This is a genomic window from Paenalcaligenes niemegkensis (assembly GCF_022230885.1).
GTDB classification, from domain to species: Bacteria; Pseudomonadota; Gammaproteobacteria; order Burkholderiales; family Burkholderiaceae_B; genus Paenalcaligenes; species Paenalcaligenes niemegkensis.
This window is the reverse complement of record NZ_JAKGCT010000004.1, coordinates 791,453-806,203: the sequence shown is the minus strand read 5'-3', so window position 1 is coordinate 806,203 and position 14,751 is coordinate 791,453. Positions and strand designations below refer to the sequence as shown.

At 57.6% G+C, this 14,751-nt stretch carries 12 protein-coding genes and 1 pseudogene; 11 read left to right on the top strand and 2 right to left on the bottom strand.

Annotation, left to right across the window (positions count from 1 at the left end; translation table 11 throughout):
• Window positions 1–10: 10 nt before the first annotated feature.
• From L1889_RS07865 to L1889_RS07845, 5 genes and pseudogenes are all read left to right on the top strand, one after another.
• On the top strand, window positions 11–1,015 hold the full coding sequence (locus tag L1889_RS07865) for a peptidylprolyl isomerase (RefSeq protein ID WP_238664675.1): 1,005 nt from the start codon (window positions 11–13) through the stop codon (window positions 1,013–1,015).
• A gap of 131 nt (window positions 1,016–1,146) precedes the next feature.
• Complete coding sequence (locus L1889_RS07860; protein WP_238664674.1) at window positions 1,147–1,839, top strand: S1 family peptidase; 693 nt, start codon at window positions 1,147–1,149, stop codon at window positions 1,837–1,839.
• A 79-nt stretch (window positions 1,840–1,918) separates the two neighbouring features.
• Entirely contained in the window at window positions 1,919–2,452 is a 534-nt protein-coding gene (locus L1889_RS07855) for a YbaB/EbfC family DNA-binding protein (RefSeq protein WP_238664673.1), read from the top strand.
• Window positions 2,453–2,477: 25 nt separating this feature from the next.
• The gene (locus L1889_RS07850; RefSeq protein ID WP_238664672.1) at window positions 2,478–2,690 is read left to right on the top strand and encodes a hypothetical protein; all 213 of its coding nucleotides are present in this window, start codon (window positions 2,478–2,480) and stop codon (window positions 2,688–2,690) included.
• Between the two features lie 24 nt (window positions 2,691–2,714).
• Window positions 2,715–2,876: pseudogene (locus tag L1889_RS07845) on the top strand (DUF4351 domain-containing protein); the annotation flags it as partial.
• Window positions 2,877–2,948: 72 nt separating this feature from the next.
• On the opposite strand, the gene L1889_RS07840 reads toward L1889_RS07845, so the two are convergent.
• On the bottom strand, window positions 2,949–4,241 hold the full coding sequence (locus L1889_RS07840) for a trypsin-like peptidase domain-containing protein (protein WP_238664670.1): 1,293 nt from the start codon (window positions 4,239–4,241) through the stop codon (window positions 2,949–2,951).
• Window positions 4,242–4,793: 552 nt separating this feature from the next.
• Window positions 4,794–5,114, bottom strand: a complete 321-nt coding sequence (locus tag L1889_RS07830; RefSeq protein ID WP_238664668.1) for a hypothetical protein — start codon at window positions 5,112–5,114, stop codon at window positions 4,794–4,796.
• 591 nt (window positions 5,115–5,705) lie between these two features.
• Between L1889_RS07830 and L1889_RS07825 the strand changes: the two genes are divergently transcribed.
• The 6 genes from L1889_RS07825 to L1889_RS07800 all read left to right on the top strand — a co-directional run bounded on the left by L1889_RS07825 (window position 5,706) and on the right by L1889_RS07800 (window position 13,308).
• Entirely contained in the window at window positions 5,706–6,146 is a 441-nt protein-coding gene (locus L1889_RS07825; protein ID WP_238664667.1) for a cytochrome b, read from the top strand.
• A 363-nt stretch (window positions 6,147–6,509) separates the two neighbouring features.
• Window positions 6,510–7,154 (top strand): STN domain-containing protein, encoded by a 645-nt coding sequence (locus L1889_RS07820; RefSeq protein WP_238664666.1) that lies wholly within the window; start codon window positions 6,510–6,512, stop codon window positions 7,152–7,154.
• Window positions 7,151–7,675 (top strand): RNA polymerase sigma factor, encoded by a 525-nt coding sequence (locus L1889_RS07815; RefSeq protein ID WP_238664665.1) that lies wholly within the window; start codon window positions 7,151–7,153, stop codon window positions 7,673–7,675. Before L1889_RS07820 ends, L1889_RS07815 begins: the two co-directional genes overlap by 4 nt.
• 100 nt (window positions 7,676–7,775) lie before the next feature.
• Window positions 7,776–8,768 carry a FecR family protein gene (locus L1889_RS07810; protein ID WP_238664664.1) on the top strand — a complete coding sequence of 331 codons (993 nt, stop codon included), beginning with the start codon at window positions 7,776–7,778 and terminating at the stop codon, window positions 8,766–8,768.
• Between the two features lie 230 nt (window positions 8,769–8,998).
• A complete protein-coding gene (locus L1889_RS07805) occupies window positions 8,999–11,236 on the top strand; it encodes a two-partner secretion domain-containing protein (protein WP_238664663.1) in 2,238 nt (745 codons plus the stop codon).
• Between the two features lie 14 nt (window positions 11,237–11,250).
• Window positions 11,251–13,308 (top strand): DUF4097 family beta strand repeat-containing protein, encoded by a 2,058-nt coding sequence (locus L1889_RS07800; protein WP_238664662.1) that lies wholly within the window; start codon window positions 11,251–11,253, stop codon window positions 13,306–13,308.
• Window positions 13,309–14,751 lie beyond the last annotated feature (1,443 nt).

Here is a 14,751-nt window from a genome sequence, read left to right as displayed (position 1 = left end):
AGTAAAAGCTATGAAGTTAAGTCGAATTCACTTAGCGGTTGTAATCGGCGCGGGCGTAATCGCCGGTGCCGGCTGGTTAATTGGCTCTTCATCCGAAAGCGGTACGTCGGCACTGTCCAGTGCCCAGGCTGCCATCAACCAGTCCTCGGCCAACCCCATTGCAAATGCTGCCGCTACAGGAAGCATGTCGTCGTCACCCGCAGTCGCCCGGCTGGGTTCCGTTGCAGTGACGCAGACCGACATGGAAGCTCTGTTGCGCAGTTTGCCCGAGACCACGCGCCAGCAGCTTGAACATAACCGTCCGGCGCTGGATCAGTGGCTTCGGGCCCGCCTGGCCGAAGAGGCCCTGCTGGCTCAAGCCCAAGCGCAGGGCTGGAAAGAGCGTCCCGAGGTCAAGAACCTGACTGCCGCCGCCGAGAAACAGGTCGTGTTGCAAACCTACCTCGAATCAGTCAGCCAGGTGCCCGCCGATTACCCCTCAGCCGATGATCTGGCCGCTGCTTACGATGCCAACAAAGCGCAATTTACCTCACCAGCGCAGTATCGTGTCAGCCAGCTTTTCCTGGCGGCACCCTACTACGATGCCGATGCCGTCAGCAAGACACGCGCCGAGGCCATGGAGCTGGCCAAAAAAGCCAGCGCCAAAGATGCCGACTTCGCTGAGCTAGCCAAAGCACACTCTCAAGATGAAGCCACTGCGGCTCGTGGTGGTGATAGCGGCTGGACGCCATTGGCCCAACTGGTACCTGAACTACGTTCATCAGTAGCGTTGCTGAAAAAAGACGGGGTCTCCGAGCCCGTTCAGTCGCAGGCTGGTTTTCATATATTGAAACTGGTTGACTACCGTCCTGCAGTCACTCCTGAGCTTGCCCAGGTCGAAGATCAGTTGCGTGAAGCCTTGCGCCGCCAGCATAAAGGTACAGTAGCCAAAGCGTATCTTGAAGGTCTGGTAGATGCAGGAACACTTAGCATTGACGGTGCAACCTTGAATGCCGCGTTCGATGCCGTGCGTTAAGGCTACGGTGCAGGGGCGCATGGCAAGCTCAAGGTGACAATACCTTGGACCTTTCGTGTCTCCCGGCTTTATCCCTACTGAAAAAGCTACTGTTTTTCTTGGCGGTGGCTGGGCCTTGTTCGGCCCTGCCCATGGCAGGATCAGCGCAGGGCGACAAGTCAAATTATCACGCCAAGTCCTCAACTCTTGACGCCCATGCTACAGGGGTATTCCTGAACGGGCAGGGCGATGTAATGACCGTACACCATGCTATACAACACTGCGGTGCCGTGTATGTGGTCAAGGACAACAAAGTCGTGGCGGGCACTGTTCACGCGGTCAGTCCGGAACATGATCTGGCGGTATTACGTACGCCGCTAAAGCCCTACCTGAATGCAGTCTTTGTTATCGACACCGAGGTGCCTGGCAAAAGCCAGGCGGTATTTGCCGAGGGCTATAACGTGGTGCAGCGTATGCCCAATCGGGCCAGCATTGTTTTTAACGCCATGTCCGATCCCGACAACAACGAACTTTCGCTGCTCTCTCCCGTTCAGCCTGGCTCCAGTGGTACCCCGGTGCTTAGCGAGGGCCTCGTCCTGGGCATGGTGGTCGAACGCGTAGCTCCCGGTTTCAGGTCCTCGGGTACGACTACGCTTAGCCAGGTTGGCAGGAGTGTAGACATAAAAGGCCAAAGCCGTGTAAAGGCAGTTTCAACCGAGCGTATCAAGAAGTTTTTACTCGATAACGACATTGTTTTCTCGGAAAGCAACGCGCCCCAACTAGGTAGGCTGCAGGCTCAGGCGTCGCGGGCTGCCACACTCACCGTGGGTATCATCTGCGGATGATTGCTGGCTGGCATTGCGCGCCTGATATACCGGATTTCTCTAGTCCACGTTTTTTACCGTTTTTAAGGACCATCGTCTTATGGCTACACCGAAGAAAGCTGGACTCACAACCAGCAATACTACGATTAAAATCTCGACTTCTCAACCTAAGTCGTGGATGTATCGAGTCCGCAATGCAGTGGCTGGTCTATTGGGTTTAGGCTTGATTACGGCGACATTGCCGACAGCGGGGCAGGCGTCTGTGCCGCAGCACTGGATCGCCTACGCGCAACTGGCAAGCGGGCAGCTTCAAGGGTGGCTGGGTGACGGCAGCAACGAGTCAGCGCAGCGCTTGCAAGAGTGGGGGCAAAAGCACTTAAGTACTTCAGCTGCCAGCGCCGTCGAAAACGCCGTGATCGTACGGTTGTGGGTAGCGCCTAGCGGCAAGGTAGAGCGTGCCGAATTCTCATCCTTGGGCGATGCCCAGGCCGATGCCGATCTGCGCCATGTGCTAACTGAACAGGCCATTTCTGAACCACCACCCAACGATATGGCTCTGCCTATGACCTTAGGTCTGACCATCGCCTTGCCTGAGCCGAGCGCCGAGCAAGCCGCGGATCCAGTTCCACAATAAACCCAAGCCCTTCGCGGTACTGGTCATGGACCAGTTACAGTCTCAAAAGGCAGCTAAAGACGAACGGCGAAAGCTGTTATCCAAAACCGAAGTCATTCGATGGCTGCTCATCACCCTGCCCGCGTTAGAGGCTGAGTTTATGCAAGCCATGAACACGATAAAACAGGAGTTTACGCTGAGTTATGTCCCTACCTTTGAGCGCGAGGCTCGCAGAGAAGGCAAACAGGAAGAACGCTAGGAAGGTTGCTAAGAGGGCAAGCTAGAAGGCGAAACCGGCTTGTTTCAGCGACAGTTAATCCGCAAATTTGGCCCCTTATCCCAAGACCTCCAGCAACGTATTCGATCAGGCACACCTGAACAACTGGAAACCTGGACGTTGAATATCCTGGAGGCCAAGACCCTGGAGCACGTCTTTAAGCACTAAGGGTAATGGCGCTCGCCGCCGAGGGGATGGCGTCTCTTGGACACAGCACCACCCCGCCATCACAAAAAAACCTTAATTCAACAATAAATAAAACTGCCTATTCTTCCGGCTAAAACTCAACAGCAACTGCTGCCCGAGCTGAGCGTTTTTCAACAAGGTCCGTACATCGCCTACCCGACTAACTGGCGCATGATTAATGCTTAGCAGCACGTCCCCCTGGCGCAGACGTGCGGCAGCAGCGCTGCGTTCCGGGTACAGGCTCGTTATCGTCACACCGCTTTGGCTGGTATCGCCGGGATCACTTAAACCAATGCCATTAAGGCGTTTGTCCAGTTCACCTGCATGCAGTCGCTGACGCTCTGCTGCAGTTACCTCCAACGAAAGTGTATGCTGCTTTCCGTCGCGCTGAACGGCAAGTGTCGCTGTCGATCCTAAAGGGAGCAGCCCCTCAAGATTGCGCAACTCGTTGGCTGTGCGCACCGCTTTACCATTTAACGCCAACACAATATCGCCAGTCTGCACCCCAGCCTTTTGTGCAGGCGACTGTGGCTGCACCCCGGTGACCGCAATTCGGCTACTACCATTAGGCAAGTTCATGGACCGGGCTTGCCTGGCACTGAGGTCGAAAGTATCAAGCCCCAGATTACCGCGGCGTACCTTGCCGTGCTCAAGCAGATCCTGCATGACAGAGGCAGCCACATCAGAAGGAACCGCAAAACCGATGCCTACATTGCCCCCTGACGGTGTGTAGATCATGGTGTTGATGCCCACCAGTTCGCCACGTAAATCGACCAGCGCACCGCCTGAGCTGCCAGGATTGATTGAGGCGTCGGTTTGTATAAAACTTTGATAGCCGCTTTTCTGCAGGCCGGAGCGGTCTATGGCTGACACAATGCCGGAGGTGGCGGCCTGGCCCAGACCAAAGGGATTGCCCACGGCCACCACATAATCGCCCACCCGCAATTCTGATGAATCGGCCAGCGGCAGGGCTTGCAGCCCGGAGGCATTCACGCGCAGCAAAGCCAGATCGGTGGCAGGGTCGCTGCCGATCACGCTGGCATTAAGGTCGCGGCCATCTTGCAGGGTAACGGTAATGCTTTGGCCATTGCGTATCACATGGTGGTTGGTGAGCACGTAACCGTTGGCCGCATCGACAATCACGCCCGAACCCAAGCTGCGGGCGGCCCGTTCGGGCGGAGCGAAAGGCCCGCCGGGTGACGGAAAGCCCCCGTGAGGCCGAGCAATAGGCTGTTCGCTGGAAATGTTTACGACGGCAGGGGTGACCTTTTCGAGCATCGGAGCCAGCGATGGCTGGGGCGACTGAGCGCCTTGCGGCCATTGGCCTGCAGAAGCGGAAGGAGCCATAAGAAACGGCGAAATACTCAGGGCCGCGAACAGGGCGGTAACAAGAAATCGGCGGCAACGATTTCTAGCAGATCTGAAATTGGGCATTGAGATAGTGATGTTGCAGTGCAGGCGGGGCGGGCGATGTAAGAAAGGAGTCCGCGCCATGTCTGTTCTGCAGTGAATCCTGGTGAAACTCTAATAGGAACACAGGAATATGAATATTGCATGAAAGAGCGCGAGAGAAGTCTGGGCCAGCTATTAGCGGGATCGTTTCAGAGGGTAGTTGTAAAGATCTGGACGATGGTGCTCAAGGGGGCTCTGTACGTGTGCTGTTGTCATCAGGCGGCAGCGAATGGGCCGCGGTTCCAAGATCACGCTGGTTTATGCACCGCCGCGCCGTGTCTACGATGCCTTCGGCAATGTTTTGATCACGCCGGATGTGCCTGCCATCGGCGCAGGGACTGTAATCACTAACTTAGCGGCCGAGCAGGCCTGTGGCCGGAGATGTCCCGGCCACAGGCCTTTTAGCTTTGGTTTTTCACTGCCTAATTTCTTGGGAGCAGTTCAAACTTATGCTGCTTTTTTCAGCGATTTTTTCAAAGCTTTGATTTTAGTCTCGTGCTTTTCAACTTTGTTTTGACGAGCTTTGATTTCTTGTTTAACGGATTTATTGGTTTTTTTGGACATATTGTGTTCCTCGGTTTTGTTTGGCTCATTCAGTGGATTTATTTTTTTAATAAACCCACGAATAAACTGCCTGATTTCACGAGCGGCTGTGGTATCCAGCTCTTCACATAACTGCAAAAACTGCTCGCGTTCTGGGGTGCTGATACGGATCAGCAACTGACTATCTTTTTTATTGAGCTTCACCTTAGTGGGTTTATCGGACATCTGAAATACTCACAAAGTGAAAATATCAATTAAATAATATATATGCATTGTATATACGGTTTTCATTTAAAGCAAGCGCTCTTGTACTGATCGTTATGGAATAAGGCTTGTGCTAAGCCTTCAATCAAGTATATCTGCGAAATAGCATAATGAGCGAAAACCGGTTCAATGCGCCATTGCTATTAGCCTTGTTGGGCGCTGTCTTGTCTGCGCAGATTGACGATTTGGCGCAGATGCTTCGAGAGGGTGTTGGGCGAGTCTGACGTCCCAGACTATGTAGCTTCACACCTGGGTCGCATTGGCTAATTATTAAACACTCTACCTCCTTGTGTTGTCTGTTGCGGTTCTACGGAGAGTATGACTTGTAATAAAAACGACTTATGCACAGAAAATGTGGATAACTGAACCCTAACAAGGAAATGCTACGCTTTGGCCCTTTCACGGCATCCTTGCCATCGGGTTGAAACAGACTTATGCGAGCATTACGGATTCAGAATTGGAGAACATCACATGACAAATGACTCGAAAGAGCGCTATGGCAGTATTTCCCGAATCTTTCATTGGGGCATGGCCTTTCTGATCGGGTAGCAATTGCTGAAGTTTTTTGACCGCATCGAAGATGGCGAACATTGGGTTGGGCAGACCCTGGTTCCCTGGCATATCTCTATAGGCTCGCTATTGCTGTTGCTGGTTGTGCTTAGAATTATCTGGGCAGCAAAGCAAAAAGACACTCGTCCGGTGCAAGATCCGGCCACTGCCACACTGGTCAAGATCGGGCATTTTCTACTCTACGCCGGCATGGCGCTGATGCCTATTACGGGTGTCTGTACCATGATCGGTAACGGCTACGGCTGGGCTCCCTTTGGCATTCAGCTTGTAGCCAAAAGCGAAAAAATTTCCTGGATGGCCAGCTTGGGCGGCCTGTATTCACCTATCGCGTGGATACTGCTTGTCATGATTGTTGGCCATATTGGTATTGCACTTTTCCATCATTTTGTTAAAAAAGATGGTGTGCTAAGCCGCATGGCCTAGCAAGCAGCGGGGCCAATACCTATCGGCTCAAGAAACCCGACTTTCTGCAAGCAGAAGTTGGCTCGCGAAAAGTCGGGTTTTTTATAAATTTTAAAAAACTGGCACGTGCCTTAAAGCAACACGTTTGTGCTTAATTTCTAGTTCTAATGTAGTAATTAGCCTTCGTTTACGGCTCGATAACGATACCCTGTCATGTAATTGACACAGTGAATTTGTATGATGCTGGCTTACCTTGGTCGTCGCTGCGATCGATTACTATTTGGGCCTGCCGCGCATGAATTCAATTTCTTACTGGTTTGCCTCTTTTTGTTTTTTGCCCGCGTGCCAGCGGTTGCCGTGTTGATTCTCGCGCTTGGCGCTGCTATGGGAAGCCTCACGGCCACAGTGCAGGCTCAGGAAGTCGTGCCGCATTCTGCGGCAGGTGCGCAGTCTGAGCCTGCTGCTGGCACCCACGAATTCAGCATCCCGCCATTGCCCCTGAACGAGGCGTTGACGCATTACACCGAAGCCACCGGCTATTCGGTGTTCTACGAAACCAGTGTAGTTGCTGGCAAAAAAGCGTCCGCTGTTCAAGGGCATCACAGCGCTGAGGCAGCGCTCAGGCAATTGCTAAGCGGTTCCAATCTGACAGCACGCTTTGTCAATCAGCGCTCCATTATGTTGACAACGCGCCAGCAACCCGCGCCGCAGCCCGGTCAAAGCTCAGCTCCATCCATGGCTCAACGACGTTACGACGGCAAGCTACAGCAACAGGTCACGCAGGCGCTTTGCGCCAACCCGGCCATTGGGGCAGGGCAGTATCGCATTGCCTTGCGCTTTGCCATAAGTGGTAATCAGCGCATTCATCAGCTTCGCGTGCGTGTTGCCGAACAGCCTGATATCGAGCCTGCAGTACGGGGCGCGCTGGCCGATTTGCCCGTGGCGGCGCCGCCACCCGATTTCTCGCAGCCAGTGGTCATGATCGTCTCTCCCGAAGCGGCCCGCCGCTACGGAGCCTGTCCACCATGAGCGTATCGGGGCTGGGGAAACTGCGGGCATTGCTCACTGACCGTTATGACGTGCTTAAGTCACAAGTCGCCAAGCGTCTGGGTTCTTCGTCCGACATGGCCGGCGATGCCTTGCACGACGCCTACGTGCGTCTGGCCGTGCGTGATGACTTCGATAAGGTACAGTACCCGCAGACTTATCTGGTGAATGCCGCCGTCAATGGGGCCATTGACCAGATCCGCCGCGATGTACGGCTGGTCAGCGAAAGTGAAATCGATGGCCTGTTCGAGCTGCCTTACGAAGGTCCCGGGCCGGAGCGCACCGTCGACGGAAATGCCCGTCTTGAGCTGATGGTCAAAGTGCTCGAAAGCCTGCCACCGCGCCGCTGCGCTTTATTGGTTGAATACCGTGTCCATGGCACCGGCACCACTGAGCTCGCCAGGCGCTGGGGCATTTCCAAGGTCATGGTACGGCGCGAGATTCAGGCAGCACATAAAAGCTGCCTTGAAGCCATGAGTAAGCTCGAACAGAACAATAAATAACAGAAAACATGACCTCTTATTGCCTTGTAACGGTTCTTTTTTTGGCGGCTCAAACGTCTATAGTTAAAGCACTACAGCTACGGACGGCCCAAACGAGCTTATGAACTCACCGCAATCTTTTCCTGATACTGCAGACTCCCTGCCCGAGACTGACGCTATCGTCGTGGGTGAACAGGCTCGTGCCTGGGCGATCAAGCTTAAAACCGGCCAGCCCACGACCGACGATGTGGCAGCGTTTAAACAGTGGCGCGCGCAAAGTTCTCTACATACTCAGGTCTGGGCTCAGACCAGCCAAGACTGGAACACGCTGGGCGCTGCGGCACAGACACTGCAAAAGCGCCATCCGCAGCTAACTGCTCAACCTATGCGCCAACTCAACAGGCGGCGGTTTTTTCTGGGTGCCACAGCCTCAGCCTTTGGTGCGCTGGCGGTGGTGGGAATCGTTCATCCGCCGCTGGGGCTTTGGCCTTCGTGGACCGAGTTCGGGGCCGACTATCGCACCGCCACCGGCGAGCAGCGAAATATTCAGGTGGCCAACCGGATACAGGTCTCGCTGAACACGCAGACCAGCATCACCGTGCAGCATACTGACGGCACGCCGCGTATTGCACTGATCTCCGGCGAGGCCGAAGTGTCCACGCAGCACGCTCCCTGTGAAGTGCTGGCCGAGGATGCCCGTATTGTGATGACCCACGGCGCGGTTGACGTGCGCCGTCTGGCAACAGGACAGGTAAGACTGCGCTGCACCGAAGGTTCAGCTCAATTACATCATTCATCGGGCACGGTAACGGTCCTTGCCCGGCAGCAGCTCCTTTATGACCGTGGAAAAGTCGGACAACTGGCGCAAACCAGCGCTGAAGATGCCGATTGGCGCCAGGGCGTGGTGGTCTTTGATAACTTGCGCTTGGTCGATGCCATTGCAGAAATTAATCGCTATCGCTCTGGTCGTGTGGTGCTGCTGAATAACGCTCTGGCGAATCGCCGATTCAGTGCCAACTTCAAGATCGATGCCCTGAACGATGCCATCGAATTGCTCCAGGTCGTGCACAACGTCGATGTACGTCGGGTAGGGGAATTCGTATTTCTAAGCTAATGCAATGCACCGTTTAAAAGCTGAGTCTTCTTTTTCTGAAACCCAGCGAGAGCAAGGCGCCGCAACGAAATAACTCGTGCAGCGCTTTTTTTACTCTCATTGTCATAAAAACTTAATGTGTTTTTTGGTTTCCCGATTCGCCCGTCAAACGCCTAGTAGGTAGCGAGTGTTGCCCGGCATCAGGGCTAATGCTTTTCGTTCTACTGCCTTAGTCCAGGATTCGATTGACCATGTCTACCTCTGTTGCCTCTTCGCCATCCATCTCCACGCTACGTCAACCTCGTCAGCGCTTGCCACGGCTGACGCCGCTCGCCTCGGCCATCGCTGTGCTCGCCATGGCAGGCAGCCTTGCCGCTTCAGACGCCAACGCGCAGGCCCGGCCTTTTAGCGGTAGCTGGATGAATGTCAAAGGGGCGGCCTCAGGCCAGCACGGAGCAAATCGTCTGCCTCATGGGATGAAGCCCGGGGGCAGCGCGGCGGCGCGTCAGCAACAGCATGCGCGCGAGAAACTAAACAGATCGGTGGAAAACCTGGGTGGTGCAGCGGCAGCGATTGCCGCGCAGCAGGCAGCTCAGGCAGCGGCACGCGGGGCAGCGCAAAGAGCGCCATCGGTGCCCGACGGCCTGGGTAAAGGCGGTCTGGACGTGGCCACGGGCGAGTTGGCCGGATGGACGGGCGCCGAGGGCCCTAAGCATACCCAGGCGAATGGCAAGCACAACGTCGCCATCAAGCAAACCGACAGCAAGGCTGTGTTGAATTGGGAAAGCTTCAACGTCGGGCGCAACACCACGGTCGAGTTCCAGCAGAAACCCACCGATGCGGTGCTGAACCGCGTGGTTGGCGCGGGTATCGCGCCCAGCCAGATTCAAGGGGCGATCAAGGCCGATGGCACGGTGATGATCGCCAATCAAAACGGCGTGGTGTTTAGCGGTTCCAGCCAGGTCAACGTGCGCAACCTGGTGGTGGCGGCCACAGATATCAGCAAGGAGCGTTTCGATAGCGGGCTGTACGGCAACCTGTCGGGCGCGCAAGGCAAGATCGAAGTGCAGCGCGGTGCGCAAATCAACACCGCCAAACCCGCCAGCAACACGGGCGGTGGCTACGTGTTGCTGGCGGGTAAAGACGTTTCCAACGCCGGCACGATTACTACGCCAAACGGCCAGACGATGCTGGCGGCGGGTGACAGTTTCGTCATTAAGAAGGGACTGGGTACAGACAATACTTCTAATCCTCCCTCCACCACACGCGGCAACGAAGTTGAGGTGACAGGCAGCGGCACAGTCGCCAACACTGGCTTGATCACTGCCGCCACGGGCGACATCACGCTGACCGGCAACAACATAGAACAAGCCGGCGTGCTGCTGACCAGCACCTCTGTACAAAACCGTGGCACGGTCCACTTGGCCGCCACCGGCGCAGACGCGAATGTGACGCTGGCCGAAGGCGCCACTACTGCCATCTTGCTCGATGAAAGCGCCACGGCGCTGGACAATCAGCGCGACGGGATGCTGGCCCCGGCTGTAGACGCTCTGCCGGATCAGAATATCGTACCCGCTGACCCATACCGCCGCGACCTGCCCCTGGTGGAAATCACCAGCAACGGCACGGTGGACTTCCAGAACGGTTCCATCACCCTGGCCACAGGCGGCCAAGTTGCGGTGAACGCCGCCGATCGCACCCTGGTGCGCGACGGCGCCATCATTGACGTATCCGGCGCCATCGGTGTCAACGTCGCGATGGAATCGAACACCATCAAGATCAACGTGCAGGGTAACGAGCTGCGTGATGCATCGGTCAACCGAGACAGCAACCCCGAGGGCAACAACAGCCATCTAAGCAGCAGCGATGTTTGGGTAGACGTGCGCGAACTGGTGCTGGTACCGGCTGGCGCCGGCGGCTATGACTCGGATCGCTGGTACACCGCCGGCGGCCTGCTGGAGGTGGGCGGCTACCTGGGCACGAACGCGCACAGTGCGGGCGAATGGATGGCCCAAGGCGGCATCGTGAGCTTCACCGGCAGCGATGTCGTGACGCAAGCCGGGTCGCAGATCAACCTGTCGGGCGGCACGCTGGATGTGCAAGACGGGTATATCCGCCAAAGCTGGCTGCGCGGGGCCGATGGGCGTTTGTACGAAGTCTCGCGCGCGCCGGGCGATTTGATGTACACCGGCCTGTACAACGGCTTCGAATCCACCAGCGAACGCTGGGGGAATACGCGCACCTTTTACAACCCACTGATTGCCCCGCGCCAGCGTTTTGAGGGCGGCTACACCGTCGGGCGCGATGCGGGGCGATTAATCATCGGCACACGCAACGCGGTGCTTGAAGGCGATATCGTGGGCGATACCTATCAGGGTGACCGTCAGAACAAAGCGGCACAAGCGGGGCTGGATGGCTACTACCAGTCGCAGAACGCCGTGGCTCGCGGCGCACAGTTGATTGTCGGCACCTACACCCCTGGTACGTGAAAGATAGCGGCACCTTGCAATACCGACTGACGGCCACTGGAAATGGAATTCAGGACATCATCTTTGGCAACGCGGCTGAGCAAATTGCAGCAGGCCTGGAGCTGGACACGGCACTGCCCGGAGACCGGGATGGCACGCTCTACCTGAACACCGATCAGCTCAACGGCTTTAGCTTGGGTAGTGTCAAGGTGGCCGCCGCCAATAGCATCACCGTGGAAAACGACCTGTCTGTCGGCCATGCCGGTGAGATCACCCTGTATGGCCCGCAGGTTAACGTCAATGCCGATCTGACAGCCCACAGCGGCAGTATCCACCTGGGTAACGTGCTGAATCAGATCGGCACCGTGAATACCAATATCCAGGATGTAGTGCTTAATGCACCGGCCGGAACGACTGCTGGTGTCACCGTAGCCGAAGGCGTCACCCTGAATACCAGCGGCGTGTGGAGCAACCTGTTGCTGGACCCAACGGACACCGGCGCCTTGCCGTATCAGAACGGCGGCAATATCTCGATCCGCAGCAGCGGTGATATCACCCTGAGCGAGGGCAGTCTGCTCGATGTATCTTCCGGTGCAGCGTTGCTGGCCGATGGCAGTCAGCAGGGCGGGCGTGGCGGCGATGTCACCCTGGCGGCGAGTCGGGGCAGCGTCGGCGGTTCGCTGATCATGGATGGTGAGATTCACGGCTACGGTGTCAATGGTGGCGGTAACCTGCAGATTGAAACCGGCTCAATGGTCGTCATTAGTGAGCCGCCACTCTTGGAGCATGCGGGCTTTTTGGAAGCGGGTCAGGCTGCGCCGATCAATTTGAGGCTTGATGAGCCTTATGCGGTGGCCGGGGGCGAGACGTTGTTGCTGGATACAGATTTCAGCCAGGTCATCGCCGGACAGATACTGCCATCGGAGATAAACTTCGAGGATACCGGCCAGACGGTAAATATTGTGCTCGGCCCCGGCGGCTGGGATTTGACCGGCACTGATATGGATGTGCATATCAACGGTAGCAATACCGCCTCCAACCGTTACCGGGGGCACACAGGTACCCGAACGGTGGTGCCGGAGGGGGCTGTTATTACTCGTATCCGTGGCGGCACCCTGCCAGAGGGTTATGTGATACCGGGTTCCCTGGGCAGTCTGCCAACGCCGACCTATACCGTGTCGGCGGGCCAGCCCGCACCGATGGATACGCAGTTGCCTGCCGGAACAGTGCTGGGCCAGCGGGTCGCCGTACAATCATTTTTGACACTGGCCGCGGCTTATTTCAATAAAGGCTTTGGATATTATGAGGTTGTTGGTCAGCAAGGCGTAATCGTGGCCGAGGGGGCCGAGGTCAATGTCAGCATGCCGGTGTTGCGTCTGAGCGAGCAGGCGCGCGGTCTGGCCACCGGCGGCCCTGCAGCGCTTGCCTTGGAACAATGGGTTCCGCCTCTGTATCAGCACGCTCCGATCAAGCGTCAGTTGACTCAGCGCGCCGGCGCCAGCCTGGCGCTGCAGGCCGGCACCAGCTTGTCCACCGCCGACGATATGGCCAGTGTGGTGGCGCAAGTGGGGCGGGGCGCAGTTATCAATGTTGACCCCGGCCAGTCCATCGAACTACGCAGCATCGGCCAGTTGACGGTGGACGGCACGCTCAATGCCTGGGGCGGTCAGATCAACTTGGGTAGCGTGGCCGTATCGTCCACGGTCAGTGAGGCGGTGGAAGGCGCTGGCCATGACCATTCCATCTGGCTTGGCGAGAACGCCGTATTGGGTGTCGCGGCGCGCGCCGTCGTCGGGCGGGATGCCCAAGGCCGGCGTTATGGTCAGGTGACCAATGGCGGCAGTATCGTGATCGGTGGCGAGTTCGATCATGCCACCAGCGAGGCCAGCGCCTCCCCGCTTTTGTGGTGGTGCGCGACGGCGCGCTGCTCGATGCCTCGGGCGCCAGCGCCGAGCTGGATATACCCGGCCAAGGTGCCACCACGGTGGCCAGCCATGGCGGCAGCATTTCCCTGGCCTCCAGCAATGGCCTGTATCTGGACGGCACCCTGCGGGCTCATGCTGGTGGGACGAACGCCGCCGGCGGCAGCCTGACCGTGGCGCTGGATACGCCTTTCTACCGCAGCACCAGCGCGGGCGAGCAGGTTCGGCAGGTACGCGAGTTGGTCTTGAGCCAGCACCAGGCCGACGCCGGGCAGGCCGACCAGTTGGCCTATGGTCACGCCCATATGGGCGTGGATCAGATCGAGGCCGGTGGCTTCGATAATCTGACCCTGGCCAGCGATGGCTTGCTCAGCTTTGACGGTGACGTTTCCCTGTCCCTGGGCCAGTCGCTGAGTCTGTATGGCCGCGTACTTGGCCTGACCGACACGGCTTCGGACTCCAGCCAGGTGCGGCTGGCCGCGTCCTATGTGCGCCTGGCCGGCTATGGCGGCCTGACCGGCCGCGATAACTATATTCACCCCACGGTACAGGGCGGCTCGACGGCGGGTATTTCCAGCCAACCGCTGGCCGGCAACCTGCAACTGAATGCCAGCCAGTTGCTGGAGCTGCGCGATATCCTTAGTGTCGGGGTGCATGGCGGCACCGGTGCTGCCGAGGGCTTGCTTGCATCGGTGGACCGTCGCGGATTCGATCAGGTCGAGCTGGCCAGTGACGGCGATATGCGCTTTCTTGCCGCGACGCAAGCCGATGGCTCTCAGCTCTATGTGCCTGGTGACCTGACCCTGGCGGCTGCGCAGGTTTACCCCGGCACCGCTGCGGTTGCTACGGTACATGCTGGCTGGCAGGGTACGAATGCGGCCTACGATCCGGAGCGCCGCCTGATTATTGCCCGCACCACCGACAGCGCACCGGCCCTGCCTTATTCGGTGTTTGGCAGCCTGACTCTGGGTGCCGCCAACATTGACCAGGGCGGTATTCTGCGTGCCCCGCTGGGTGCACTCAACCTCGGGTATTCATGGACCAACCAGCAGACCCAGACCGTCAATCTGCTGCCCGGCAGCATCACCTCGGTCAGCGCCGGCGGCTTGCTGATGCCCTATGGTGGAACTGTTGATGACCAGACCTGGCAATTTGACGGGGAAGATATCACCCTGTATGCGGCAGGCGGTACTCAGGGTGACAACGTGAACGCCGCACGCCAGCTCAAGGTGGGTATGACCCTGCTTGGCGAGTCGGTGGATATCCAGCAGGGCGCGATGGTCGACCTTTCCGGCGGTGGTGAGCTGCTTGGCGCGGCCTTTGTCTCGGGCCGGGGCGGCTCCACCGATGCGCGCTTTAGTCCGCTGGTGCAGAATGGCGCAGATGGCTTTACTTTACCCGGCCTGGCGAGCAACCCGGTGTATGCCATTGTGCCCGGCGTACAGTCGCTGGCGGCGCCGGCGGGTGGCGAGGCGGGGGCATCCGATCCCTTGCTCGGCCAGCAGGTCACCATTGGCAGCGGTGTGCCCGGCCTGCCGGCAAGTACCTATACCCTGATGCCCTCGACCTATGCGTTGTTACCCGACGCCTATCGGGTCGAGGTCAATGGCCTGG

Bases quoted from the DNA above. Each gene is read 5' to 3' on its own strand.
- L1889_RS07810 (WP_238664664.1), top strand. From the start codon at position 7,776: ATGAACTCACCGCAATCTTTTCCTGATACTGCAGACTCCCTGCCCGAG.
- L1889_RS07840 (WP_238664670.1), bottom strand. From the start codon at position 4,241: ATGGCTCCTTCCGCTTCTGCAGGCCAATGGCCGCAAGGCGCTCAGTCG.
- L1889_RS07865 (WP_238664675.1), top strand. From the start codon at position 11: ATGAAGTTAAGTCGAATTCACTTAGCGGTTGTAATCGGCGCGGGCGTA.
- L1889_RS07820 (WP_238664666.1), top strand. From the start codon at position 6,510: ATGGGAAGCCTCACGGCCACAGTGCAGGCTCAGGAAGTCGTGCCGCAT.
- L1889_RS07830 (WP_238664668.1), bottom strand. From the start codon at position 5,114: ATGTCCGATAAACCCACTAAGGTGAAGCTCAATAAAAAAGATAGTCAG.
- L1889_RS07815 (WP_238664665.1), top strand. From the start codon at position 7,151: ATGAGCGTATCGGGGCTGGGGAAACTGCGGGCATTGCTCACTGACCGT.
- L1889_RS07860 (WP_238664674.1), top strand. From the start codon at position 1,147: ATGGCAGGATCAGCGCAGGGCGACAAGTCAAATTATCACGCCAAGTCC.
- L1889_RS07855 (WP_238664673.1), top strand. From the start codon at position 1,919: ATGGCTACACCGAAGAAAGCTGGACTCACAACCAGCAATACTACGATT.
- L1889_RS07850 (WP_238664672.1), top strand. From the start codon at position 2,478: ATGGACCAGTTACAGTCTCAAAAGGCAGCTAAAGACGAACGGCGAAAG.
- L1889_RS07805 (WP_238664663.1), top strand. From the start codon at position 8,999: ATGTCTACCTCTGTTGCCTCTTCGCCATCCATCTCCACGCTACGTCAA.